The organism is Desulfopila inferna (genome assembly GCF_016919005.1).
Lineage (GTDB): Bacteria > Desulfobacterota > Desulfobulbia > Desulfobulbales > Desulfocapsaceae > Desulfopila_A > Desulfopila_A inferna.
On the sequence record NZ_JAFFQE010000005.1, the window covers coordinates 309,531 to 336,368 of the forward strand.

20 protein-coding genes and 1 tRNA gene are annotated in these 26,838 nt (G+C 48.9%); 10 read left to right on the plus strand and 11 right to left on the minus strand.

The features are described 5' to 3' along the window. Positions 1–110: 110 nt before the first annotated feature. From JWG88_RS14530 to hflC, 4 genes are all read left to right on the plus strand, one after another. Positions 111–2,066, plus strand: a complete 1,956-nt coding sequence (locus tag JWG88_RS14530; RefSeq protein ID WP_205234505.1) for a phosphoenolpyruvate carboxykinase (GTP) — start codon at positions 111–113, stop codon at positions 2,064–2,066. A 160-nt stretch (positions 2,067–2,226) separates the two neighbouring features. Further along, positions 2,227–3,132: a rhomboid family intramembrane serine protease gene (locus JWG88_RS14535; RefSeq protein WP_205234506.1), complete on the plus strand. Its 906-nt coding sequence runs from the start codon at positions 2,227–2,229 to the stop codon at positions 3,130–3,132. Between the two features lie 331 nt (positions 3,133–3,463). Then, on the plus strand, positions 3,464–4,603 hold the full coding sequence (hflK, locus tag JWG88_RS14540) for an FtsH protease activity modulator HflK (RefSeq protein ID WP_205234507.1): 1,140 nt from the start codon (positions 3,464–3,466) through the stop codon (positions 4,601–4,603). Then, on the plus strand, positions 4,603–5,541 hold the full coding sequence (gene hflC, locus JWG88_RS14545) for a protease modulator HflC (protein WP_205234508.1): 939 nt from the start codon (positions 4,603–4,605) through the stop codon (positions 5,539–5,541). The genes hflK and hflC overlap by 1 nt, the downstream gene beginning before the upstream one ends. Positions 5,542–5,667: 126 nt before the next feature. Here hflC and JWG88_RS14550 read toward each other — a convergent pair whose 3' ends face one another. Both JWG88_RS14550 and thiE read right to left on the minus strand, forming a co-directional pair. Then, positions 5,668–6,348, minus strand: coding sequence for a hypothetical protein (locus tag JWG88_RS14550; protein ID WP_205234509.1), 681 nt, complete (start codon positions 6,346–6,348; stop codon positions 5,668–5,670). Next, on the minus strand, positions 6,332–7,066 hold the full coding sequence (gene thiE / locus JWG88_RS14555) for a thiamine phosphate synthase (protein ID WP_205234510.1): 735 nt from the start codon (positions 7,064–7,066) through the stop codon (positions 6,332–6,334). The genes JWG88_RS14550 and thiE overlap by 17 nt, the downstream gene beginning before the upstream one ends. Before the next feature lie 509 nt (positions 7,067–7,575). On the opposite strand from thiE, the gene JWG88_RS14560 reads away from it, so the two are divergent. Then, on the plus strand, positions 7,576–8,868 hold the full coding sequence (locus tag JWG88_RS14560) for a citrate synthase (protein ID WP_205234511.1): 1,293 nt from the start codon (positions 7,576–7,578) through the stop codon (positions 8,866–8,868). A 153-nt stretch (positions 8,869–9,021) separates the two neighbouring features. Here JWG88_RS14560 and JWG88_RS14565 read toward each other — a convergent pair whose 3' ends face one another. Further along, positions 9,022–9,495: a VOC family protein gene (locus JWG88_RS14565; RefSeq protein WP_240194457.1), complete on the minus strand. Its 474-nt coding sequence runs from the start codon at positions 9,493–9,495 to the stop codon at positions 9,022–9,024. Between the two features lie 423 nt (positions 9,496–9,918). Then, positions 9,919–12,591 (minus strand): DNA polymerase I, encoded by a 2,673-nt coding sequence (gene polA, locus JWG88_RS14570; RefSeq protein WP_205234512.1) that lies wholly within the window; start codon positions 12,589–12,591, stop codon positions 9,919–9,921. A 750-nt stretch (positions 12,592–13,341) separates the two neighbouring features. On the opposite strand from polA, the gene JWG88_RS14575 reads away from it, so the two are divergent. From JWG88_RS14575 to JWG88_RS14585, 3 genes are read left to right on the plus strand one after another with little or no spacing between them, the layout of a single operon-like run. After that, complete coding sequence (locus JWG88_RS14575; RefSeq protein ID WP_205234513.1) at positions 13,342–14,757, plus strand: ATP-grasp domain-containing protein; 1,416 nt, start codon at positions 13,342–13,344, stop codon at positions 14,755–14,757. Between the two features lie 9 nt (positions 14,758–14,766). Continuing rightward, on the plus strand, positions 14,767–16,359 hold the full coding sequence (locus JWG88_RS14580; RefSeq protein ID WP_205234514.1) for a KamA family radical SAM protein: 1,593 nt from the start codon (positions 14,767–14,769) through the stop codon (positions 16,357–16,359). A 3-nt stretch (positions 16,360–16,362) separates the two neighbouring features. Next, the gene (locus JWG88_RS14585; RefSeq protein ID WP_205234515.1) at positions 16,363–17,547 is read left to right on the plus strand and encodes a M20 family metallopeptidase; all 1,185 of its coding nucleotides are present in this window, start codon (positions 16,363–16,365) and stop codon (positions 17,545–17,547) included. A gap of 118 nt (positions 17,548–17,665) precedes the next feature. Here JWG88_RS14585 and JWG88_RS14590 read toward each other — a convergent pair whose 3' ends face one another. Beyond that, entirely contained in the window at positions 17,666–18,199 is a 534-nt protein-coding gene (locus JWG88_RS14590; RefSeq protein WP_205234516.1) for a cold shock domain-containing protein, read from the minus strand. Positions 18,200–18,498: 299 nt separating this feature from the next. On the opposite strand from JWG88_RS14590, the gene hemH reads away from it, so the two are divergent. Beyond that, a complete protein-coding gene (gene hemH / locus JWG88_RS14595; RefSeq protein ID WP_205234517.1) occupies positions 18,499–19,461 on the plus strand; it encodes a ferrochelatase in 963 nt (320 codons plus the stop codon). A 63-nt stretch (positions 19,462–19,524) separates the two neighbouring features. On the opposite strand, the gene rodA is transcribed toward hemH, so the two are convergent. From rodA to JWG88_RS14620, 5 genes are all read right to left on the minus strand, one after another. Then, a complete protein-coding gene (rodA, locus tag JWG88_RS14600) occupies positions 19,525–20,631 on the minus strand; it encodes a rod shape-determining protein RodA (RefSeq protein WP_240194458.1) in 1,107 nt (368 codons plus the stop codon). Positions 20,632–20,745: 114 nt separating this feature from the next. Then, a complete protein-coding gene (gene mrdA, locus JWG88_RS14605) occupies positions 20,746–22,638 on the minus strand; it encodes a penicillin-binding protein 2 (RefSeq protein ID WP_205234519.1) in 1,893 nt (630 codons plus the stop codon). Positions 22,639–22,644: 6 nt separating this feature from the next. Next, positions 22,645–23,178, minus strand: coding sequence for a hypothetical protein (locus JWG88_RS14610; protein ID WP_205234520.1), 534 nt, complete (start codon positions 23,176–23,178; stop codon positions 22,645–22,647). Continuing rightward, positions 23,178–24,011 carry a rod shape-determining protein MreC gene (mreC, locus tag JWG88_RS14615; RefSeq protein ID WP_205234521.1) on the minus strand — a complete coding sequence of 278 codons (834 nt, stop codon included), beginning with the start codon at positions 24,009–24,011 and terminating at the stop codon, positions 23,178–23,180. Before mreC ends, JWG88_RS14610 begins: the two co-directional genes overlap by 1 nt. Before the next feature lie 248 nt (positions 24,012–24,259). Then, positions 24,260–25,297, minus strand: a complete 1,038-nt coding sequence (locus JWG88_RS14620) for a rod shape-determining protein (protein WP_205234522.1) — start codon at positions 25,295–25,297, stop codon at positions 24,260–24,262. A gap of 267 nt (positions 25,298–25,564) precedes the next feature. On the opposite strand from JWG88_RS14620, the gene JWG88_RS14625 reads away from it, so the two are divergent. Continuing rightward, positions 25,565–25,640 (plus strand) — tRNA-Ala (locus JWG88_RS14625). Between the two features lie 793 nt (positions 25,641–26,433). Here JWG88_RS14625 and JWG88_RS14630 read toward each other — a convergent pair. After that, a complete protein-coding gene (locus tag JWG88_RS14630; RefSeq protein WP_205234523.1) occupies positions 26,434–26,772 on the minus strand; it encodes a histidine triad nucleotide-binding protein in 339 nt (112 codons plus the stop codon). Positions 26,773–26,838: the final 66 nt, after the last annotated feature.

Sequence of the window (26,838 nt, forward strand, 5' to 3'; positions counted from 1 at the left end):
CCACCTAAAAAATAATAGAATGCTTATGTAAGTCATTTTAAACAGGCCCTATTTTCTCCAACAGGGCATAGTCTATATACCACTATTACATAACTTCAAGGAGTTAAAGAATGCTTGAACTTAAACAGGGAGATGATATTCTCGCCGCTGTCGGGGGAATATCCACCATCTCCGAGGGCAGAAAGCTGATCAACGAAACACTCGATGCGGCAAACAGGGAGAAGATCGCTCTGATCAAAAACGAGGAAGCCCTTCTGAAGCTGGCCAACGCCATCTCCATGTGCAAGCCGGAACATGTTTTCATCGACACCGGCAGCGCAGAAGACATACAGTGGATCAGAGATTACGCCCTGGAAACGGGAGAAGAGAAGAAACTGGCAAAACCGGGACATACCATTCATTTCGATCTGCCCCAGGATCAGGCCCGGCTGGTCAACCAAACATATTATATTATTAACGAAGGCGAGCAGATGAGTTCGCTTGCCAAATCAGTGCTGCGCAGCGATGCCCTCGACTATGTCAAGAAGTATATGATCGGCATCATGCGGTCTAAAACCATGATGGTTGGTTTTTTCAGCCGCGGCCCCGTTGGCGCCGAAGCGACCGTCCCGGCAATCGAGATATCCTCATCATCCTATGTATTCCACTCCGCGGAGATTCTTTATAGAAACTGTTTTGCCGATTTTGACGCTGAAGTTGAAAGAGCCGGTCTCTTCTTCACCAATGTTCACGCCCAGGGTGAAAACAGACCCGAGGATGTCCCGCATGCCCGAATTTTCATGGACCGCAGCTGGCAGACTACCTTCTCAACCTTCTGCACCTATGCCGGCAACACCCTTCTTCTGAAAAAAGGTAATCATCGATTTTCCGTGGATTACGCCACGTATTACAAGCTTGAAGAACAGCTGTCCGAGCATATGTTTATCACCGGCATGACCGGTCCCGGTGGGCGCAAGACCTTCTTCGCCGGCGCCGCACCTTCAGGGTGCGGCAAAACCACTACTGCCATGGTCGGCTCCGATTTCATCGGCGATGATCTGGCCCAGATCTGGATTGCCGAAGATGGTACTATTCGCGGGGTCAATCCTGAAAAGGGGATCTTCGGCATCGTCGAAGACGTCAACAAGGTGGGTGATCCCTACCTGATGGACTGTCTGCGCGGTGACGGTACCGAGGTTATCTGGTCGAATGTCCTGGTAGACGAAAGCGGTACACCGCATTGGGTCGGCAACGGTGAAAAGGTGCCGGAAAAGGGAGTCAATTTTCAAGGCGAATGGCACCAGGGCAAAACCGACGGCGACGGCCACTCGATCCCCATGTCTCACAAAAACTCACGCTGCACCCTGCTCGCTTCAGCAATTAAAAATCATGCTAGCGAACTGGCTGAAGATCCTGCCGGTGTACCCTTGAAAATATTCACCTATTCAGGGCGCGATGCCGACACCATGCCGCCCGTATGGGTCGCCAGAACAGCCGATGAAGGTGTGGCTATCGGCGCCTCTATCGTCTCACAAGCTACAGCTACCGAAGTCGGCGCAACAGGGGTGCGCCGTCAGCCATGGGCGAATGCACCGTTTATTCCAGGTCCGCTTGCAGATTATATGGATGCCCAATTCAGGTTCTTCAACTCCAAAAAATTTACAGAAGAAGCCAAGCCTGTACTGGCAGGACTCAACTACTTTCTCACCCACGCCAACAGAGGTGGTAGCGGCAGCGGTCTTTTGGGAGAGAAAAAGGACGTCAAGGTATGGCTGGGATGGCTGGAAAGATTTGCCAATAAAGAAGTGGAGGCGATCGAATCGCCGATCGGAATGCTGCCCAGATACGAAGATCTCAAAACGCTTTTTGCCGACATTGACAAAGAATACCCCAAATCGCTCTATGATATGCAGTTTGCTCTGTATGTAGACAACATCGTCCAACGGCTTGACCTGCAGCAGCATGAGTACAGTAAAGAAGCGGATATCCCCCAGCGTCTCTTCGAGATCTACAGCAGACAGAAAAATGAACTTCTTGCCCTGAAAGAGAAGTTTGGTGCGATTGTCGCCATTGACAATCTCTGCTAAATAGCCAATTACACAGGAGCTAATCAGGGTCGTCCAAATCCGGGCGACCCTTTTTTGTTGTTCCGACTGCAGCAGTGACCGCAGGTCCGTCTTGCTTCATTCTTCGACAATGCATAGTCTTTAAGAACCAACTCCTCTCTACCTGTAAAAACCGGCCTCAATGACCGACCCTAATCATTCCGAAGAAACCGCAGTTGTAGAAACAAGCCAACAGGAACATCTTTCCGCCTGTTCACTGGTGCTGACGGCGGTGCAGATTCCCCACACCATTTCTTCTGAGGGAGAGACATTCATTATATACGTTTCCCGCGAAGATGCCGAAAACGCCAGATATCACCTCTTATCCTACCAGAGCGAAAATGTAAACTGGCCGCCGGCGCAGCCGCAATTCAGCGAACAGAACTCTTCGGCCATCCAGCCCCCTACGTTCATCGTCATCGGAGCATTGGTCCTTTTCTACAATGTTACAGGCCCATGGAGCCAACGTTCCATCTGGTTCAGCAATGGGGCCGGCGATTCGACCGCAATCCTGCAACATGGGGAATACTACCGGATCATTACTGCTCTGACACTTCATGCCGACCTGACCCACCTGCTGGGCAACTGCTTTCTGGGAGGCTTTCTTCTCCATTTTTTCTGTAAAACCGTAGGGCCTGGCGTTGGGGTTTTTGCTGTCCTCCTCTCTGCCGCCCTGGGCAATTACATCAACGTCTATCTGCATGGCCCGGGGCATCATTTTGTCGGCTACTCCACTGCAGTTTTTGCCACCATTGGCATGCTGGCCATGGCTAGTTACCACAGCAAAAAGAGTGTATCAACCCTGCAGATTCTCGTCCCTTTCATGGCTGGTGCCGCATTACTTGCCATGACGGGGAGTTCCGGAGAACGAACTGATCTGGGTGCCCATTTCTTTGGGATATTGAGCGGTTTTTTCATCGGCAGACTGCTGATTACTGAGCTGGCTATCAACTTGCGAAAATCATCTTTACTGCAGCTGGTTCTTTTCCTTTTTACGGCTTTTGTTGTTTACTTCAGCTGGGATATTGGAATGCAGAGGGTATATTGACGTATCATTCTCCTGAAGATGCAGTCCATTGCATTATCCCCCAATTGGCCTGTTTTCACCATGGCGAAATGAATCAAATGATCCGTTAGTTTTTTTTCCCGGGCGCCGCGAAAATACAGCGGTTGCTGCTTTGCAAAAGTCAATCTTCTCTTTCCAACTCCGCTTTTTCATGGTAAGTTAGGTTCTTATTTTTTAAATTTACAAGCACTGGTTAATACTTATTTTTCTAAGTTGATTATTTACGGAACCATAACTTTACCTTCCGGAAAGGATAGTATCCTCGCCGTGAGACTTCGGAAAGTGAAGACAACAACGAAATCAGGAGATTTATATGTCCAATCATGATCAACAGCCTCCATGGGGAAGCAAGAAAAAGCCCCAGACCCCCGAAGAAATGGTGGCCCAGATTATCAAGAAGCTACAGGATTTTTTTTCCGATCACAAAAAGCCGCCGGGTGGCGGTGATGACGGAGACAAGCCGCAAAAATCATTCAATCCCTTTTCCGGAATCGGAAAAATACTGGCTGTAGTGCTGGTGATTCTTGTTTTTCAGGGCGTCATGTCTTCCATCTATAAAATAACTCCGGGTGAGGTAGGTGTTATACTGCGCCTCGGTAAATACAATAAAACCACAGAACCTGGCCTCCATTTAAAGATTCCCTATTTCGATAAACTCTTCAAGGTTGATGTGGAGAGCATCCGCAAAGAGGAATTTGGTTTTCGCCAAACCTCACCCGGCCAGAGAAGCTCTTTTGCCAGAGGTGAGTATGAGCACGAATCTCTCATGCTGACCGCCGATAAGAATGTCATTAACGTTGCCTGGATCGTGCAATACCGGGTCAACAACCCCGGTAACTTTCTGTTCATGGTAAAGGATGTTCGCCAGGCCATTCGCGATCTCTCGGAAGCCACCACCAGACGAATCGTCGGCAATATGGATTTCGATTATGTTCTCAGCAACCGGGATCTTCTGGCCATGTCGGTGAAAAACGAGCTGCAAGCACAGCTCAACAATATTCGTGCAGGCGTCGGCATCGGCACAGTTCAGTTCCAGGACATCAATCCTCCTGAACCCGTGAAGCCGGCATTCAACGAAGTCAACGAAGCCGACCAGGACATGAAGCGACTGGTCAACCAAGCCGAAGAGCAATACAACAAGGTCATCCCGAAAGCCCGTGGCCAGGCCAAGCAGATCATCGAAGAGTCCTATGGTTACGCGGCAAAGCGTGTCAATAACGCCAAAGGTGAAACGGGAAGATTCCTCGATATTCTCGCAGAGTATGCCAATGCACCGGATGTCACCAGAAAACGAATGTATCTTGAAACCATGCAGGAAATCATTCCGACAGTCAGATCCGTCTACGTCCTCGATAAAAATCAGCAGACACCAATCCCCTTGTTGAATCTGAGCGGTGACAAAGGACTGGATTTTTCCACTCCCCAAAATGACAATCAGCAGAGGACCAAATAATGAAAAACATAGCAAAATTTTTACTCGTCGGCTTAGTTCTGGCGGCCATCGTCATCATCTATGATGGCTTCTTCATACTGGAAGAGGGGAAACAGGCGGTTATAACGCAATTCGGCGCACCAGTCGCCTCGAAAACCGAGGCAGGGCTCCACTTCAAAAAGCCGTTTTTCCATCAAGTTCAACTTTTCGAGAAAAAGATCCAGATCTGGGATGGCGAGCCGAACCAGGTTCCCACCAACGATAAAACCTACGTCTATCTCGATGTCACCGCAAGGTGGAAGATTGCCGATCCCCTGCAGTTTCTGCGAGCGGTAAAGACGGAGGCACGAGCTCAATCCCTGCTGAGCGATATCATCGACGGTACGGTCAGGGATATGGTCAACAAAAACGATCTTAGCGAAATTATCCGCAGCTCCGACTGGTCGGAAGCAACCATGACTCCGTCCAATTATGGACTTGAGGCCAGACCGAAAATGGGCAGAGACAAGATCGCCGCACGCGTACTCGAGATTGCCTCAAAAGTTACGCCGCAGTACGGCATTGAGCTTAATGAAGTGATGTTTAAGCGAGTCAACTATATCGAATCGGTACAACTCCGTGTCTACGACAGGATGATCTCCGAGCGAAAGCGTATCGCCGCGGAGAAACGCTCCTTCGGTGAAGGCCAGAAGGCTGAAATTCTCGGACAGGTTGAGAGAGAGTATAACGAGATCACCTCCGAGGCCAATCGTGAAGCACTCCGCATTAAAGGTAAAGCGGATGCTGAAGCGACCAAGATATACGGCCTCGCCTATTCCAAGGATCCTGAGTTCTATTCATTCCAGAGATCACTCGAAGGCTATGCTAAAATTATCGGTGCGAACACCAACCTGGTGCTCTCTGCCGATTCAGAACTTTACCAGTATGTAAAGGAGGTTTCCGGCAACACCGCCGAATAAAGGATAACCTTTGACAACAATACGGACGGGGGCAGAAAAGCCCCCGTTTTTTTTTACCTCCGCTTCCTCCGACATTACCTTGAAAGAAACGGTCAGACGAAGGCTTCACGCTTAGGTGCCTGTTATTCAATCGTCTGAATCTTCTCCGCCGCTCGGGTAGGCTGGTGCATGATGTCCAGAAAAGGGGATTCTGCCCTTTTCATCCAGCAAAACCTCCAACCGATCCAGGTCCCCTTCATCGGCAATCTCATCGACATGCAGCTTTTCAAAACGGCAGTTGCAATAGGTTAACTGGGCGTCACACCAGGGGCATACTTCAACAGGGCAGCCCAGATGATGATATTCTCCCTCAGCCACTGCGCAGGCGGGACAAAAAGCACTGGGAGGTGTGGCCGCGTCGATTTGACGGTTATCGCGGGCATCCACTTTATTGATAAAATCCTCATCACTGGCATATCCGAAAAAACTCAATACTTCATCATTACCGATACCATCCTTTTTCTCACCCAGATACACAGGTATCTCATCATGATAAAAATAAAGGTATTCGTAGGTGCCGGTCGCAACTCCCAGCAGGAAGACATCATGCCGGGAGATTATCTGGGTGACTCTACACACCGCCTCCTCACGAAACTCCGGCAGCCTTGCATAAAAATCACGCAGGACATGCAGGGCAACTCTGTTCTCCTTATATTTTTCCAAGGCTTCCAGGGCAATCCGGCGCTCATTCTCGGCCACCGAATATTCAATGAAGAGTTTAATTTCTTCAATATCTTTCCTATTATCTTCGTCAGTTATTTTTACCATTACTACTCTCGGAAATCAGTGTCATCCATTTAGCGGTTTCCTGCTGAATGTCGGGGGCCTGACTAAGCGCCGTCACCACGGCGATACGTCGTGCACCGGCGGCAACCAGCTCGCCGACATGATGACTCTTTATGCCGCCCATCACTGTGAAGGGCAGCGAACACAGGGCGGAAAAGCTGCGAACCGCGTCAGTTCCCAGATAATCAGACAATCCTTCTTTGGTCCGCGTTGCATACAAGGGCCCGATGTTATAATAACTGACCGGGTTAGTATTAAGTGTACCATCTTTTGCCACTGCAATCACGTCTTCCCGGCTGTTACAGGAGAGTCCGATAATCATTTGCGGGGCGATCACCTTAATTTCAGCAGGCGGCAGGTCGCCCTGACCGACATGAACTCCATCGGCATCAGCCATGATAGCGATGTCCACCCTGTCATTAACTATAAACAGTGCACCTGCTTCACGTGTTTTTTTTCTGAAATATTTGGCCTTTTCCAGCAACTTGTTGTCTTTACTTTTCTTATCACGCAGCTGTATCATCTTTGCTCCACCACCAAGGACGCCTTCCAGCCATTGCCTGTCCGAGCTCCCGGCAGACAGTTCCTCGCAGCTGACCGGATACACGGTGAGAGCATCGATCAACTGCTGCAGCCGTTGTCCGTAAAGAACACTTCTGTTTGCCTCACTCACTGTTTTCTTCTCCCAAAATAGTGTCATACAGATTCCTTGCTTGTTTATCCTGCAGGAAAAGAATCTTGCCGAAATGTTATCCAGCTCAATAGGGTTAGACTTACTTTACCGAATTTCTTCACTGCCGACGTAGTGACTCTGCCGCCGCAACGGTGTAGTTTCAACGACTTATTTTTCAAACCAAAGTATAGATTGAAAACATACTGTTTTTCAGGTAGCATTGTCTGGTTATATTGAACTTACGAGACAATCGTCTCGCTTCCGTTGTTGTTCGGCAAGGCATTGCTGCTTTTGCCAAACAAAACCCCCTCTGGAATGATCGTCATCATTCCATGCTGCCGGACAGCTATAGTACTCCAATCCTGCGATTGGTGCATTAGTGCCTGGAAATTATTTTCTTGCGTATAAAAAATGATTGCGTAAGGGCACACTCCGTCGGCACAACCGGGTTGCTTGTGCCACCCACCGAACACGACGATTTTTATTCTGCAAGAAATGGTATTCCGCCAGGTTTTGCCCAATAACGAGGTATACGTATGTCAAAAAAATATGCAGAGCTAACACTCGACGGCGTCACTCACAGCTACCCTATAATACAGAGCACCCAGGGTGAAAACGCCATCGACATCAGTACGCTATTACGCGACACAGGTCATATAACCCTAGACCGGGGGTATGTCAACACGGGTTCCTGCACCAGCGCCATCACCTATCTGGACGGCAAGGAAGGCATTCTCAATTATCGCGGTTACGCCATCGATGATTTGGCCGAAAACTGTTCTTTTGTCGAAGTCGCCTATCTCCTGCTCCATGATGACTTGCCCAACCTGGAGCAGCTCAATGATTTCAGGGAGCTTATGTCGACCTACGCCCTGATCCATGAAGACATGATTCATTTTTTTGATCACTTCCCTCCCAATGCCTCACCCATGTCGATTTTATCGACAATGGTAAATTCGCTGCACAATTTCTATCCGGAAATGAGCACCCACCCAGAACCTTTTGAATCCTTTGATAATGTAACTACCCGCCTCCTCGCCAAGGTAAGGACCATCGCCGCCTTTTCCTATAAGAAATCCCTGGGACACCCGCTGATCTACCCACGCTATGACCTGAATTATTGTGAAAATTTTCTCAATATGATGTTCGACAAGCCGACAAAGCCATATACTATTCTGCCGGAGGTGGTTTCCGCCCTCAACAAGCTTCTGATCCTCCATGCCGACCATGAGCAAAATTGCTCGACCTCCACCGTCAGGCTGGTCGGCAGCGCCGGTGTCAACCTTTATGCCTCTATTGCCGCGGGAATCAATGCCTTGTGGGGACCGCTTCACGGCGGCGCCGCCCAGGCTGTGGTCGAAATGCTTGAAGGCATTTATGCCGATGATATGGATTTTGAGAAATATATCAGGAAAGCAAAGGATTCCAACGATGGCTTCAGGCTCACCGGTTTTGGTCATCGGGTCTATAAAACCTTTGATCCCCGAGCCACCATCATCAAGAAGGCCTGCGACGAAACCCTTGCCGCACTCAATGTCGATGATCCGCTTCTCGATATCGCCAAGGAATTGGAAGACAGGGTTCGCAGCGATGACTATTTCGTCAGCCGCAATCTCTACCCCAACGTCGACTTCTACAGTGGCATTATCTACAGAGCGATGGGCATACCCACGGATATGTTTACAGTGATGTTTGCTCTGGGAAGGCTACCGGGCTGGATAGCCCACTGGCGTGAAATGAACAGCGATGAAGAACGGCGGATCGGACGACCGCGGCAACTCTACATCGGTTATCCGGCAAAAAAATATATCCCTTTGGACGAACGCTGATGATGAGGGTGAACGGTATGCAAGCTACCGTTCACCTTCACCAGGCGCCGGCGAACCTGGCTGGAGGCCCAGACTGTCCTTTGTTCTTGGTAATACATTACTTGCTTCACTGACAATTCGATCGGTATTCTTTCGAGCAGTCTCCCAAGTTCACTACTCCTTCGGCGACTGACCACAGGCGGTCTTGGCGCCTTCGGCGATCTCCTCCGGAGTCAGGTCCCTGGTGTGGGTGGCAAGGCTCCAGCTGTAACCGAACGGATCCAGCACCGAACCCATGCGGTCTCCCCAAAACATCTCCTCAACAGCCATCTGGACTTCAGCGCCTGCATCAACCGCAATTTTGAAGGCTTCGTCAACCTTTTCAACATACAAATAAAAACTGACGGGAGAGCCACCGAAGGTCTCAGCGCTCTTACAGTCATACTGCGGATTTTCTTCGCCCAACATGATGATCGAGGATCCAATCTTGAGTTCGGCGTGCATCACCCCTTTGCCGTCCGGTCCCGGCATGACGAAACGCTCTTCGGCGCCGAAGGCTTCTTTATAGAATTCGATGGCCTTGCGGGCATCCTTGAACACGAACATCGGTGTCAGGCTTTTGTATCCTTCCGGGATTGGTTCTACCATGATCTTGCCTCCTTATTGGCGGGTGAAATCTCATGTCCCCCGATTAAGTTCTTCGTTAAAAGTGCTTACTACAGGGTAGTAACCCTAGAGTAAAGTTAGGTTTTCTTGTCTGAATTGCAATAAGCGGAAGGAAAATCCGTAAAAGTTTTACAGCGAGCAGGGGGGGCCGGGGCACCAGTGTCAGGCTTGACGGAAAACATTCTTATCCCGTCCCCGTGGTAACTGCTGATAAGCTGAGTTAAAGATCTTAAGGCAGGACGAACCGGACTCTCAGGTAGTAGCTGCGGTCGCCTGGTGTGGTCTGGGCACGGTAGGTCGAGCGCGCGCTTCAGCGTCTAAGTCCCAGCGACCGCCGCGAATCAGGTGGTTCGAGGCTGAAGCATCACCTGAGTGATCTGTTGTCTTTTATCATGCTGTCTGCAATCATGTTTTTGCAAGACTTTCCCCTGTCTTAAAATTGACCACCAGCGGAACATCCAGAGGCAGGGCCGACTCCATGGCCTCACCGATGATTCCTGTAGCTTCTTCGACTTCATGGTGCGGCAGTTCGAAGACAAGCTCATCATGAATCTGTAGGAGCAGACTGGCCTGCAGTCTTTTTTCGGCAATCACCTTTTCAACTTCTATCATGGCCAGCTTGATGATATCCGCGGCGGTTCCCTGAATCGGAGTGTTCAAGGCGATTCGTTCTGCAAACTCGCGCAAGTTCTTATTTTTCGAATTAATTTCGGGAACAAGCCGGCGCCGCTTGCACAGGGTTGTGACAAAGCCGTCCCTGCGTGCCTGTTCCTTGATCTCCTCCATAAACCGCTCCACTCCGCTATAATGGGCAAAATATCGGTCGATAAAGAGCTGAGCCTCCTTTCTGCTCAGGCCCAACTGGTTCGCCAGACCGAAGCTGCTCATGCCGTAGACGATGCCGAAGTTTATACTTTTGGCGACACGGCGCATTTCCGGGGCGATAAATAACGGATTGGAGAAGATTTCCCGGGCCGTGCTCTCGTGTATGTCCAATCCGTTATTGAAAGCATGGAGCAACGCCTCATCTTGAGAATAGTGGGCCAGGACGCGAAGATCTATCTGAGAATAGTCAGCCGAGAGAAATAATTTCCCCTTTTCGGGCACAAAGGCCTGACGAATGCGGTTGCCGTCTTCCGAGCGAATCGGGATATTCTGGAGATTGGGATTGCTGCTTGACAATCTTCCGGTCGCGGTGATGGTCTGGTTGAAGGAGGTGTAAATCCTGCCGGTTTTCTCATCGATCAGAGATCCCAGTTTTTCAACATAGGTTGATTGCAGTTTGGCAACAGTGCGGTACTCCACAATTTTAGCGGGAAGAGCATGCTTGAGCGCGAGTTTTTCCAGTACCTTCACATCCGTCGAGTAGCCTGTTTTGGTTTTGCGGCCCGAAGGAAGCTGCAGCTTTTCGAAAAGGATTTCTCCCAGCTGTTTGGGTGAGTTCACATTAAAATCCTCTCCGGCCATTTGGCAGATTTCCTGCTCAAGGGAATCGATTTTTTGCTGGAATTCTACAGAGAGCGCCTGAAGTGCAGCAGAATCGAGGCAGATCCCCCTTCTCTCCATTTCGGCAAGAATCGGCAACACCTTCATCTCCATGGAAACAAAAAGCTCCATCATGTCATAGTCGACAAGCTGTTTCTCATATCGGTTCCACAGGGACAGGCAGCCGTAGACATCCTCGCAGCTGTAGCAGCTCGCTTCCCCCATCTCGACAAAAGCAAAACAGTCCTCTCTCTTATCTCCGTTCACCACTTCTGTAAAAGGAGTCAGCTGGAGATCGATATCGTAGCACAGGTCATCAAGCTTGTAAGTCCGCCGACCCGCGTCGACAAGATAGGCGGCAATCATGGTATCAAGCAGTGGGCCATTGCATCTGATCCCCAGAGTATACCAGAGAACGGCATAATCATATTTAAGGTTGTGGGCAAGCTTGGCCAGTTTCTCAGAGAGAAGATACGGCGCTAAAAACTCCTTCAATCGTTCCAGGGAAATCTGGCCCTCCACGGCACAACCGTTGCTCTCTCTGTGGCCGACGGGAATATACCAGGCCTCTTCAAGGCTGACACACAAGGAGATGCCGACCAACTCGGCCTTTCGTGGATCAAGCGAGGTGGTTTCAGTATCCAATACCAGCAGATCGGCGTCATTGATTTTCGCTGCGATTTCAGCCAGCTGATTTTCAGTAGTGATACATTTGAAATTTTCAGCTGATATTTTTACTGCGGTATTCACCTCTTGGAGAAAGGAGGAGAATTCGAGCTCTTTGAATATTTCCGCGAGCACCTCGGCATCGGGCTCTCTTCTGGCCAGTTCCTCGAGGGAGGATACGACCTCGACATCTTCCTTCAAGCGGATAAGATCGCGGGAGAGATAGGCTGATTCTTTATTGTCGATCAACCTGTCTCTCATTTTCGTTTTTTTCATAGAATGGATGTTATCGTATATCCCGGCAAGCGAACCATATTCATGGAGTAGTTTGGCCGCGGTTTTCGGACCGACTCCAGGGACACCCGGAACGTTGTCGGAACTGTCTCCGATGAGTGCAAAGTAATCGAGCAGGTCCGAGGTTTTTATGGTGTATTTTTTCTCAATTTCCTCCGGGGTCATGATTTTATCCTTCATGGGATCCCACATAACGACTCTGTCGTTGACAAGCTGTAACAGGTCCTTATCACCGGACACAATGATGACATCATGCCCCTGATCGCCCAATTTCACGGCTAGAGAAGCGATAATATCATCGGCCTCAAAATCATCCTCTTCGAAGCAGGGAATATTATAGCCTTTTACCAGCGCCTTGATATAGGGAATCTGAACTGCTAAATCTTCAGGCATATCCGGCCTGTTGCCCTTATATTCGGGATACATTTCATGTCTGAAAACCGGTCCCCGGCTGTCAAAGGCGACGCATAAATAGTGTGGGGCCTTATCCTTTATCAGACGCCGCAGTATATTGACGAATCCGAAGACGGCATTGGTGGGTATTCCTTTACTGTTGGTCAACGGAGCAATGGCATGATAGGCCCGGTAGATATAAGCGCTGCCGTCAATCAGATATAATGTCTCTTTTTTCAAAGTATATTGCTCCTTTCATAAATGTAAGTCATGTAGCATATGGTAATCTTTCATTGTACCGTTTTCCTGCAATTAAATCACCCCGGGAATAAAGAAAGAGAAGAGATTATTCGTTTTCGGGCTCCGCTTGGGATCCTGGGAAAGCAGAGGCCGCCAACACCTCTTGAGGATATCCTCAAAACAACAGTATTGTATTGGAATAAAGACGATATATGCAACTAGCCCTTTCCAGAAACCACTTTTTTTGATGAAATGGTCACAGGTAGAAGAAGCCTGCTAACTGACCGACAAAGCGCACCAGCTTAAAGATGACATGTACAACTCTTAAGACCCCCTACAAGAAAGGGATATATGCCGTTTGATTTGAATATCCAATTATGGCATGATCATTGCTGTAAAATAGCAAAGGAAATTCACCTCCGGTTCCCTGTTGTTTTTTGCCGTTTCACTGCTTCTTGCTTGACAAAGGATGAGGCTGGGGGTAATGAGTCAGAAAATAGCCAGTGATAAGGAAAACCGTCTTGAACGCTATGTATACTTTCGCATCTTCAGCCATAAATATCCCTATGCGGCGTCTTTATGCCGGCCTGGTTTTTCGAGAACCTCTTTTTAAAAAGTACAACAGCGCGGCAATATCCTGCTATACGGATATATGCCGCTTTTTTTGTGGTTAGGGAAACCCTTGTGCAGAAATCAAACAACGGCATTCCTGAAAAAGTCAATTATCAATCATTTCTCTAGCGGCGCTCAATGGATTATCAAGACGACATACTGTATACGAACTTCACATACAATCCCGATATTTATTACTTTATCTATATAGGCGACCTTAAGGCCTATGGCCTCAACACCTTTGTGCAGGAGACGCTCAGCCGGCGGGTATACAACAGAGAGGTTCGTTTTATTGCAATCATCCCTGATATCTGCATCCAATACAACTATGCGAATATTTTCGTCATCAACCCTGAGGCAAGACAGGGCTCCGTGGACGAGGAAGCCGGCCGACTCAACCTCAAACCGTTCAGAAAGAGCTGTCGCATAAAATACGACAGCTTTATCACCGCGGTATCGGAAAGCCCCACCATTCATAAGCTGATCGACACCATTCTGAAGAAACAGAATCAGCTCTACATCAGCTTGTATGAATCCATTGAAGAGCTCACTCTTGATGAAATCGAAGGAGTCTCCATCCTCGGCCCCGACAAGTCTATAGCCAAACGATTCAACTCCAAAATTTATCAGTATGAAAAATTAAACGGAGTTGTTCCCATCGCCGACTACCGCGTCTGCAACGATCTCGAATCACTTCTGCAAACCAGCAGCGCACTCAGGGAACAATGGAGCGACGGCATTTTCATCAGTGCGCCTTATTCGGCAGCAGGATCTAATTCAGCGGTAACCCAGACACAGGAAGAAGTTGCCTCCATTTTTACCGAACCCGACAGCCTCTACCTGCTCTCACGATATATGCCGCATCAATACGACCCCACGGTACTTGCCGTCGTGGCCAATGAAAACGAGGTCTATATCGCTGGCATCGCTGACCAGAATATAGTGGGCGGCAACAGGTTTGTCGGTTCCAACTACCCAACGATCCTCGACGAAACTCATCAAAAAGTCCTGCGCGAATATACCGTTCGGGTGGGCCGGGTACTCGGCGAAAACGGCTATCGGGGGATCTTCGGCTGTGACTACCTCATCGACAATGACGGCAATGTCATCTTTCTGGAAATCAACGCCAGAAAACAGGGAACAACCCTGGAATTCTGTCATACTCTTGAGCAATCTCTGCCGGAAGGCAGTCCTTCCCTGATGGAGCTCGAGTATTTTGCCGTTACCGAGAACCGCTTCCCCAAGAACGCCAGAGAGCTGACGGTTAACGCCAGAAATCTGCACTGGGGCACTTACAATTACAAAATCGATACTCAAAAACGAACAACTGGATATATCCCTCAGAATGTCTATGAGCGTGAGACCTTCAAAAAAGTAGCCAGTGGTGAGTTGCTCAAAGACTTTGCCATACTGGAACATGTGGGTACCAATTTTTATGTCATGCCCGGCACCTTTCTTGCGCGCGTTGTCTCCGTCGCCACCAACAGAGACGACGTCAACGAAGGACTGTGTCAAGGTGTGGGATTCATACAACAAACCATCGAAGAGGCCTAAACTTTTATCATGGAACCGCAAACACGTAAAGATCAGGATTGTCACAACGCGCTGGACAAATATACTCTGGATCTCATTGCAGAACTAAGCGCCGGTATCAAAACTGAAAAGAAGAAACCGGCAGACGCTGAGGTGAAGAAAGAGATTTCCCAACTTTTCCAAACAGCCTGCAAGAAAAATCTGACAAATCCAATCATTCAGCTCTTTCAACGGCTCCAGGCCCGGCGGGATTGCGGAAACAGTATTGACGACTTCGGCCTCACCAAAAAGGATCTGTGCACTCTGGCCCTCAAACACCAGCAGATCGATGAACACATGGTATCGCTTGGTGGACGCCTCACCCAGGCCCTGCCCATAGCGAGCAGGGCCAATGCCCGGGTGGAGGACTATCTTGAACGAAAGGACAGGGAAGCTCCAAGCGGCATAGAACTCTGGGATACGATTCAGGAGAATGCTGCACGGATCCGCCGTCAGCTGAGGATGAGTGAGGAAGACTGGTTCAGCTACAAAGGACAGATACGAAACTGCATCACTTCCGCCGACCAGCTTGCCCTGCTCATCGACCTTCCCGAGGAAGCCATCGCCTCGGTAGCCAGGGTAACGCAGTCTTTCCGCATGCGCCTTACCCCCTATTACACCAGCCTCATCCTTCCCGGCCAGGTCAATGATCCTATCATGCTGCAGTCCGTACCTACCGGTGAGATGGTGGATAATGCCGGAATTGAAATTCCTCCGGTAGCGGCCGACCACTCCCCGGCCAGGCTCATCGATCAGTTTTATCCGAGGGTTTTGACCATCAAGGCCACCAATATGTGCGCCATGTACTGTACGCACTGCCTCCGCCTGGCCCATATCGGCAGAAAAGACAACACCTATTCCAAAGAGGCCTACGGTGAAGCTTTGGATTATATCAGAAGCAATAAGCGTATCCGCGACGTTCTGGTAACCGGAGGAGATGCTTTTGTTCTGCCCGATTCTATTCTGAAATGGCTTCTCGGTGAACTTGATTCCATTGAGCATGTCCAGGTAAAAAGACTTGGTACCCGAATTCCGATTACGGCTCCGATGCGGGTCGATGACCAACTTCTCGATATTCTCGAAGAATCCAATGACAAAAAGCCCATCAGGGTCGTTACCCAGATCAATACCGCCCAGGAGATCACCCCGCTATCCCGTGATGCCTTCAGAAAAATTTCGAAGCGGGTGTTTACCGTACTCAATCAGGCCGTTCTTCTCAAAGGCATCAACGATACCCGGGTAAAGATGTGGAAACTATGCGAAACCATCCATGAATCCTACGTGCGGCCCTACTATATTTTTAACTGCAGTTATAGAAATCCGCAGTTCAAGCATTTCCGGGTGCCTCTGGAGGTAGGAAGGGATATTGTCGAATCGATGTACGGCAATATTTCCGGCGATGCCATTCCCCGCTTCATCGCCACTGCAGGCGGCAAAATTCCCCTGCACCGCTCCAATGTGGTTTCCACCGATGGTGAATACATTCTCAGGAAACCCTGGAATGACCAGGAGGTCGCTTATCCTGATGCGGAACCTGAACTCTACGCCGCGGAGGACTTTGCCTTCGGCAAATATCACCGCTAGATCATGGATCAAGACCTTCTTCTCTATCTGCAGGCAAGCGAGCGGGAGCAGTTCCAACTCCTGCAGCGGCTTATTCTGCAGACCAGCTCCAGCGCAGACAAGGCAGGGGTTGACCGGGTGGGCGCGATCCTCGGTGAAGCACTGGCGGACTGCGACCTGGAACTCACCATCGACAATGTCGAAAGCTATGGAAACAACCTGGTCTTCCAGTCGGCGGCCTGCCGTTCGCACCAGCCTCATATTCTGCTGGTGGGCCACATGGATACGGTCTTTCCAGCGGACAACAACTTCACCTCCTATAGGGAAGATGATTTAAAGGCCTACGGTCCCGGGGTCTGCGACATGAAGGGAGGGCTGGTCACAGCCGTTTATCTGCTCAAGGCCCTGCAGAGCAGGGAGCTGCTGCGCCGCATCCCTATCGTATTGATCTGCAACTCCGACGAGGAGATCGGCTCCCCGAACTCAGCAGACCTGATCAAAAGCTTTGCCGAAAAAAGTTGCTGCGCCCTTGTCTTTGAGTGCGGCGGCACCGCTGGTGAAATTGTCACCGGCCGTAAGGGAAAATGCGGTTATCGTCTCGAGGTGCACGGCAAAGCAGGCCATGCCGGATTCTTCAATAGATCAGGAAAGGCCAGTGCGATACTGGAGCTTGCTCATAAGACCATTCTGTTGGAGCAGCTTAACGATGCCCAAAAAGAGATGGTGCTCAACGTCGGCAGAATAGAAGCCGGGATAGCACCTAATGTTGTCGCAGAATTCGGGTGTGCTGCCATCGATACCCGTTTTCTCACCAACGAAGACGGCATCTTCCTCAAAAACAGCATTGAACAGATCGCCGCCAAAAGTACAATAGCGGGGACAACAAGCTCTGTCACCAGGACGAACAGCAGGGTTCCAATGGACGAATCGCAGGGCAATCTGGCCCTCTATGATATTTTTCGCAGACAGGCAGCTCTTCTTGACATACCCCTTAAAAGAGAGATACGAAGCGGAGTCTCCGACGCCAATACCGCGGCTGAATGCGGAATACCTGTTATTGACGGGCTGGGCCCGATCGGGGAGCTTGATCACAGTGAGGATGAATATATAGTGAAAGGCTCACTGGTACCGCGCTGCAAACTGGCAACCCTTGCAGTTCTGGAAATCTGGGAGAGGCAGCAGCAAGGAGGATTGGAAATACAGCCATGATTACGCCGCCATAGCCTTAAAAACCAAAAAGCCCGAAGCATCAATGCTTCGGACTTTGTCGATCACCAGGCGTGTATCAGCTTTTCTAACGCCTCATATATTACCTTGGCCGGATATATCACTTAGCCAGACGCACCCACGAGGCCTGAGGCCCCTTATCTCCTATGGTTTCGCCGTATATCACTCCGTCTCCTTCGCTTAATTCGTCCATGTTGGCATCCTTCAAGGCATTTTCATGAAAATAAATATCCCGCTCGTCATATGTGGATATGAATCCATAGGATTCATGAGGAGAGAGTTTGCGGATAGTTCCGAAACTGTCGCCATCCACGAGCGTTTCAGGGGCCTTTTTCACCTTCCGCATCTTCCTTAAGTTTTCTTTCAACTGCAGAGATAGTACATCAAATGCCTCCACAAGCAGAGGTCGAACTGCGCCTCCCTTTCTTGCTACTACAACAGTATCATTTGGTACTGATGCAACCAGTTTGATCTCAAACCCTCCTTCCTTATGATGAGTAGTAGCTTCAATAACTACTCGAAGATGAAGCAGATAGGCGGCGTAATTTCGAATCAGTTTTTCTTTCTCCTCTTCGATTTTTGTCTGCCATCCTTTCCGCAACTCAATGTTTCGGGTTTCGATCTTTAGTTCCATAGAGTTCCTCCAAAGATTACATAAAACGATGCCGAAAAACATCGTTGCCTCTATGCGTCACTGGACGCATTCCCCAAGTGAAATTTCAGTAAAGAAAGAGAAAACGCTCATTTTATCTCTAAAATTTCACCCTTAATAGTATTATATTTCATAGAGCCCTGTTGGCAAGGATGTCGAGCCCTTTTTCCGGCTGCAGCACTTTTAAGATTTGCCCGATGAAAGTAGATTTTGCATGTTCGCTAATCTTAGTGTAAGCTACGGCTTTATTCATTGAACAAACAAAGAGAAAGGTGGGTTTTATGGCGGAGAAGACCGGAGTTATCCTCCTCAATATGGGGGGTCCGGAAAAACCGGAAGATGTTGCCCCATTTTTGTATAATCTTTTCTCTGACAGAGACATCATACGGTTAGGCCCAAGGATCCTGCAGAAACCAATCGCCTGGTATATTGCCCGGAAACGCGCACCCAAAAGCCAGAAAGCATATGCCAAAATCGGTGGGGGGTCACCTCTGATCCGGATCACCAACGAACAGGCGGAGTCGCTGCAAAGAGCGCTTGCCGACAGTGGTGAGTATACCGTAGTCACTGCAATGAGATATTGGCAGCCCACCGCCACTCAGGCACTGCGGAATCTGGCTGAGCAACATATATCCAGAGTCATTGCCCTTCCCCTCTATCCCCACTACTCACGCGCCACATCCGGCTCATCGCTGGCCGACCTCAAGCGATCGGCCGCCATTTCGGCAGAGACCTTCGACATCAGTGAAATACACGGCTGGCCCGACAATCCGCTCTATATCAGGTGCCTTGCAGAAAATATCAAAAAGGGTCTTGACGCTTTTTTCTCAAATGATGTTGAAGTTCTTTATAGTGCACACAGCCTGCCCACCTCCTTTATAGATGAAGGGGATCCCTATTTGGAGCAATTGAAAATCACTATCGCCAAAATAGAGGAAGCTACCGGAATTACAGGAAGATTATGTTTCCAGAGCAGAAGCGGACCGGTGGAGTGGCTCTCGCCTTCCACTCCGGAAATGATTGAACAGCTGGCCAAAGAAGGGTGCAAAAATATTCTTATGGTACCGATCAGCTTCGTCTCCGATCATATCGAGACTCTCTATGAGATAAACATGCTTTATCGTGATATGGCTCAGGAGCAGGGAATAGATTGCCGCCCCAGTGAATCGCTCAACACCCACCCTCTCTTTATCGAATCACTAAAGCAACTTGTGCTGTCACATCGTTTTTCCGCCGGGAGATAGAACCTCGCTCTTTCGACTGAAAAGCAGCGGATATGTCCACTCTCCTTGAAACCGCAGAGCAGATCAGGCATCCTCCTGGTGGTTGCCTCTGCCCGGCTGGAATCTTCGCATGCGCACGTTCATGAGAATGCCTAAGGCCATAAGGGTAGTCAGCAGAGAGGAACCTCCATATGAGACAAGAGGCAGGGGAATACCGACAACCGGAAGAAGCCCCAGTATCATCAGGATGTTGATCAGGGCCTGCCAGAAAATCAGCATCACCACACCATAGGCAAGCAGCATACCAAACCTGTCCTTGGCATACATTGCCACCCGCAGCCCCCAGAGCAGCAGTAGAAAATAGACGCCAAGGAAAAACAGGCTGCCAAAGAATCCCCATTCCTCGCACCACACTGAAAAGGCAAAGTCGGTGTGCCTCTCGGGCAGGAAATGGAGATGCCCCTGAGTTCCTTCAAGATATCCCTTGCCGAATTTGCCGCCGCTGCCCACCGCTATTTTAGACTGCATCACCTGATAACCGTGTCCCATGGGGTCGTTTTCAGGATTAAGAAAAGTCTGCACCCGCTGTTTCTGGTAGGGTTTCAAAAGTTTCTGCCAGGCAAAAAGCACCGCGAAAAGACCGCTGCCGCCAAGTATAAGATATGTTGACCTCCGCAGTTTGACAAAAACAGTCATTGAAACGAAGATTATACCGAGCATCAAGGCCGTGCCGAGATCCGGCTGCATTAGAATCAGCAGGAAGGGGATGGCTGTCAAAACTATTGGTGTTATCAATTGCTTAATCGAGTATCCATCCAGCACTTCTTTTCTGGAATAGTAACTGGCGAGAGTGACTACCAGCATCAGTTTGGCGGGCTCGGAGGGCTGCAGGCGAAAAAATCCCAAATCAATCCAGCGCTGCGCTCCTCCTGCACTCTCCCCCATGAAATATGCAGCAACCAGTAGAACGATAATGAATAGATAAAAAGGATAATTCCAGATGTGAAGCTCGTTATAATCGAAGCTGAGAATAAACAGCACCGCGGTAAATCCCATCAGGAACAGATAGCTTTGCTTGAGATATGGAGGACTTCCCCATCCCTTTGGAGGATATGAGGCACTATAGAGATTAAAGAGCGCCATCCCACAGAGCAGCATCAGAAACAGGAAAAAGGCCCAGTCAAAATGCAAGAATAACCTTCTGTCAATTCGTAACATATCGTACCATCAACGATTTCACGGAATAAGCGCCGGCCGCTGAAATGGAACCGGATATGCTGACATCGAACAACTTGGCAGCTTTCATCATTTTTCTTTCTCCTGCCCCTCTCGGGTGAGTCGATCCTCAAAGTAGGTCTTTAATACCGCCCTGGCTATGGGCGCAGCCCCCGAGCTTCCATGCAGGCCGTGCTCAACCAGTACCGTTACGGCAATCTCGGGATTTTCAGCAGGGGCAAAACAGGTGAACCAGGCATGATCCCGGAACTTATATGGGATATCTTCTTCTTTCATATTCTTGTAGACGGCAATTTTAACGACCTGAGCCGTACCTGTTTTACCACCGATTGTTAATCCCTCGACCCGGGCTATACGTGCCGTTCCCCGCTTTCCATGGACGACCTCAACCATTCCTTCCCTTATCAGGGCAAGTGATTCTTCAAGTCCCGTCAACTCATAGATGAGTTCCGGTTTTATCTCTTCAACGATATTACCATCAGGGCCGATAATTTTTTCGACCATCTGCGGACGATAGTTTTTACCGCCGTTGGCAATCATGGAGGTCATCACCGCCATCTGCAGCGGCGTAACCAGGTTGAATCCCTGTCCGATGGCAATCGAGAGAGTTTCGCCCTCGTGCCATTTTTCATTGTAGCGTTGTCTTTTCCACTTTCTGGTGGGGATGAGTCCGTCCTGTTCATTTTCGATCTCCATTCCGGTTTTTTGGCCGAGTCCGAATTTCTTGGCATATTCGGCAAGAATATCAACACCGACCTGTTGACCGACCTGATAGAAGTAGACGTCACAGGATTCGGCTATGGCGCGTTTTAAGTCAACTGCACCATGTCCGCTATGTTTCCAGCATCTATAGATCCTTCTGCCTAATCTATAATAGCCAGGGCAGTAGAAGGCTGTTTCGGGAGTGATGATCCCATTGTCGAGCCCAGCCAGTGCCGTTATCATCTTATAGGTGGAGCCGGGGGGATAGAGGCCCTGCACGGTTTTATTGAGAAGCGGTGTCTTGATGTTGTTGAGGTAGGCATTCCAATTTTGCTGAGATATTCCGCCAATGAATTCCTGCAGCCGAACAGGTGGAGTGGAGGCAAAAGTGAGAACCCTTCCGCTGTTCACCTCCAGCACCACCACGGCTCCCGACTTTTCTTCACCGTTCATCATTTCCTCAGCCATCTGCTGCATCTTCGCATCGATCGTAAGATGTATTTCGCTGCCGGGCAGGGGGTCTTCGCGCTTGAGCAACTGCTGCTCAAATCCTCTGGCGTTCACTTCGGAATAACTCATTCCCTTTTCTCCGCGAAGAACCTCATCACGTAGTTTTTCAAGTCCCATCTTGCCGACCTGATCTCCACCGTCATACTCTCCCCCGCTTTGTTTCTTGAGTTCCTCCTTGCTAATTGAACCAAGATAGCCGATGACATGCGCGGCAAGATCGCCGAAATGATATACCCTGCGGGGCGTCACTTCGATGCGAATACCTGAAAATTCGTGGTTATGATTTTCCAGGTAAGCCAGCGTCTGCCAGTCAATATCCTCTTGCAGACGAATGGGAATATGCAGAGGGATATTGGATGCCTCGCGTATTCGCTCCCACAGCTGGGATACATCAACATCAAGAACACCTGCCAGCTTTTTTAACAGATGTTCATCATTTTTTGAATCTTCCCGTATGAGAAGAACGTTGAACGACGGCCTGTTTGTTACCAGAGGAATACCGTTCCTATCAAGGATATGTCCCCGTGGCGCAGCAAGAGTGCTAATGCGAACCCTATTATTATATGCCTTGTTAATATACTCATCGCTGTTGGATATCTGCAGGAACCACAATCTGCAGAATATCAGCACGGCAAAACCGATTATAAGAGCCGCGGCCAATATAATCCTGGGGCGGAGCATATCGAGAGCACTGTCGTCATGCTCATTTATTTCTTCCAGCTCGGTAAAAAAGGACCTTTTATCTTTCATGTGGATTTAACGAAATTGATTGCCGCTGCGTTTACTGATTACTCGATGAATGATGCCGTTTTTATTCAGTATTTCATATAAGGAATTGAGAAGGACAAATAGGGGTATGGTGGCCAGCAGCAAAATAAAGGTATCCTGGATGATCCTGTTCCAGGACCACTCAGGCAAGGTCTCCGGCATCATCAGGGAATAGAAAAAATAGAACCCCATCTGCACTATAAAATAACTGATTCCCACAAGTGGAACCTGATACGCACCCTCCCGCAAGGGGCTGTTTTCGGTGAGCAGTTTCAGGAAGGAAAATACCAGAATGCTCTGCAGCGGATAGATGCCCGGATGGATGCCGGAGACAACATCGAGCATCCATCCAAGGATAAAGACAAAAACCATTCCCGAAATCCAGCCGAATCTGTATGCTGCAAAGGTAATGAGAATATAGAGAAAATCCGGTCGCCCCAGCCAGTCCGGAAAAAGTTGCAGGAAGGTGGTCTGAGCGACAATGACGAAAACTCCCAGCATTAAGAAAACAAAAAACAACATCAGGGTCTTACCCGCGAAAGATTATTCATTTCGGCTTCCCAGGTCAATCTCTCGGTCAGGTTGATAAAAACTGTTTCCAGGCGCTGAAAATCTACCCATGGCTCCACCTCGATTTCCTGAAACATGCCTCGCTGTTTTTTTCTGACGGCTGACACCCTGCCCAGTGGAATTCCAGATGAAAATACTCCACCAATGCCTGCTGTGATGATTTTGTCCCCCACAGCAACATCCGCCTTCTTTAAGACGTAATAAAGGGTGAAACCATGTTTTCCGGCACCCTTCAATATCCCGCGAACCCTGTTTTTCTGCACCATTGCATCAATAGCACTACTGGGAGCATTGGCCAGAAGAATTTTGGCATAATTGGGAGACACCTGAATTATCTGACCAACCACGCCCTTCTCGTTTCTTGCAACCATTCCCTCAACAATGCCGTCATTTTCTCCACGATCGACAATAATCGTCTTGAACCAGTAGGAAGGGCCTTTTCCCACCACTCGCGCGGAAATCGACGGGAAAGATTCCTTCTCTTTGAACTTCAGCTTTTCTACGAGGCCCAGATAGGTGGAATAGGCTTCGGTATACTCGTTGAGTTTTTCATTATAGTCATCAAGCATGGTGCGCAGACGCTTGTTTTCGTCGCGAACAACCCACAAAGCAATATAATCGTTCCAAATACGCTGGACTCCACTGGAAACATTTGTGAAAACGACCTGGACAGGGCCAAGGGTTTCAAGGGTAACCTGATGGAACAGACCGAATCTGCCTCCGAATGAGGCGGCAAAAAGAATTAGGCAACTGACCAGAACCAGAAGGAGAACCACCTTCGTCATTGCCAGTCCTTTAAGTCCCTTTTTGGGGGTGTTTTTATTTATCACAACCGGAATGAAATATTCTATCTCTTTTTGAAAGCTGGTCTCTTGTCCAGCTAAGCCGGATTTTTTTCAATGTCACCACGCAGTAATATGGATATTGGTTGGCCCCTCCACTAAACACCCTACCCGCTAACTTGCCTGATCAGGAGGGGCAGGACTCAGGGAGTTGCGTTCTCCCGCGCCTCCCTGGACAACCGATCGGCCGGTCAACTGATTGTCACCTCCTTGAGGATGTCGAGGTTGTCGAGTGCCTTTCCGGAACCGAGAACGACGGAGGACAAAGGGTCTTCCGTGACGATTATCGGCATACCTGTTTCTTCTCTGAGCGCCATATCTAGGTTTTTCAGCAAGGCACCGCCTCCTGTAAGGACAATTCCCTGATCAACGATATCGGCGGCCAGTTCCGGCGGAGTTACCTCCAGAGCCACTTTGACCGCATCGATAATGACATCCACCTGTTCGGCAATGGCCGACTGGATCTCATCAGCCGAAATAGTCAGTGTTTTAGGAACACCGGAGACAAGGTCACGTCCTTTGATATCCATGGTCTCGTAAGGGGGTTCAGGCAAGACATTGCCGATCGTCGTTTTGATCAGCTCGGCGGTTCTCTCTCCAATGGCAAGATTGTGTTTGCGTTTGATATACTGGAGGATAGCCTCATCCATCTTGTCCCCCGCCACCCGAACGGACTTGGCATAGACGATACCGGCCAGTGAAATGACAGCGACCTCGGTGGTTCCTCCACCGATATCAACCACCATATTGGCCGTCGGCTCGGTGATAGGAAGATTAGCGCCGATTGCTGCCGCCATTGGCTCCTCAATAAGATAGACCTCCCTGGCCCCTGCAGATTCGGCGGATTCTCTAACTGCTCTTTTTTCTACCTGCGTAATACCGGAGGGAACCGAAATCATTATCCGGGGATGGACCAGTGTCCTGCGGTTATGAACTTTATTGATGAAATACCTCAGCATAGCCTCAGTAACTTCAAAATCAGCAATTACACCGTCTTTAATCGGCCGTATTGCAGTAATATTACCTGGAGTTTTCCCCAGCATCTGCTTGGCTTCCTGCCCTACGGCCAAAACCTTGCTCCCCCTTCCGTCCTGCCGGACCGCAACAACGGAAGGCTCTCTCAAGACAATTCCCTTCCCTTTGACGTAGAGCACGGTATTGGCCGTACCCAGATCTATGGCAAGGTCATTGGAGAGCCAGCCAAATAAAAAATTAAATGGTGAATACATGCGAAATTCCCTCTTCGGAAAACACGTTTGATTGAATTTTTATATTTCTCAGCAGAGATAACGAACTCTCTTTCCTCAAAATGATCTCTGAAAATTATCGTGAAAGTCAAGAACTCCATAGCCGGAAGCTACAAGCGGACAAGAATACCAGAGCTCCCTTGTATACGCAAGAAATATGCATTTTGGGCTGGAGAAATGACCAAAATTTTATTGACACCGACCGGAAAGCCTGTTATTGATTGACTCGAATTTAGCCTATGCGTTTGTGGGGCTATAGCTCAGCTGGGAGAGCGCTTGACTGGCAGTCAAGAGGTCGTCGGTTCGATCCCGTCTAGCTCCACCAAAAATTAAAGCACTTATCTGATTTTCCGGTAAGTGCTTTTTTTGTTTTTACGTACAAGCCCCTCCCAATCTCCAGGCTTTTTTGCAAAAAATACCACCTCTCGCTTGCCTATAGTTGCGCTTGCTCTAAAGTTTCGTACAGTCCCTCTGGTGCTAATACCATTTCGGAAAACATTGGACTTATCTTTACCATTTCTTTTTATCGCCTTTCTTTTATCGCAAGTTCGCTCTTGCTTACTCAGGCAGTAACCGTATTGGTCGGATCTTGGTGAGGTAGCTGCAAGTTTACCATACCACTATAGAACAAGGGCTTAGAACAAGGACTTGGCCTAATCGCTTTTCCAAAAACAGAAAAGGTTATACTATTCCCGACCACCTCCATGGATCGGCCTGGACATACTGAAAAAAAACCAAAAATGAAAAGAACAGCGCATGAATGAGGCACATTTCCTGCCTTGCCTGCGAAAGAGTGGCAGGTTCAATTACTGACAGTTTGCCCCGCAAAGATATAGTACTTCTACTTTTTGTACCTATGTGCGGCTAACACCGAAGCCTTCCATGACGTCATTCTCCCGCAGCACGGATCCCGGGTTCCAACAAAATAATCTGCTTCTTCAATTCCCTATAAACGGCATTCTCACTCATGACGAATATCTTCTTAGTGGATGAATCTTCCCAATTTGTTGTATCAATATTCCTTTCAGTATTTCATGCATATAGTAACAGGACGTTTTTCCCAACTTACCGATCCTTAGGAATGACCCGTCCACGGCTGGTCTTTCACTGAAGTTTCACTACATTGCCCAGGGTTTCCCCTTCCCTCCCAGAATATGCATATGTAGATGAAAAACTTCCTGACCGGACTTTTCACCGTTATTAAAGATGACCCTGTAATCATCCCCGACGCCTTTCTCTCCGGCAAGTTGAGCCCCAATGCGGAACAGCTTACCGGTTAACGGATCATCGTCCTCTTTAACATCCACGGGCCTTGGAATATGTTTTTTGGGAATAACGAGAAAATGGACAGGGGCCTTGGGAGAAATATCCCAGAAGGCCAGGACGTCGTCATCTTCATACAGTTTTTTTGCTGGAATTTCGCCTGCAATGATTTTACAGAAGATACAGTCATTCATCGGTATCGCCCCCTTTGGCTAATTTATTTATCAGGAATAATGGTTCAGTATGTGCTCAGCCCCTTT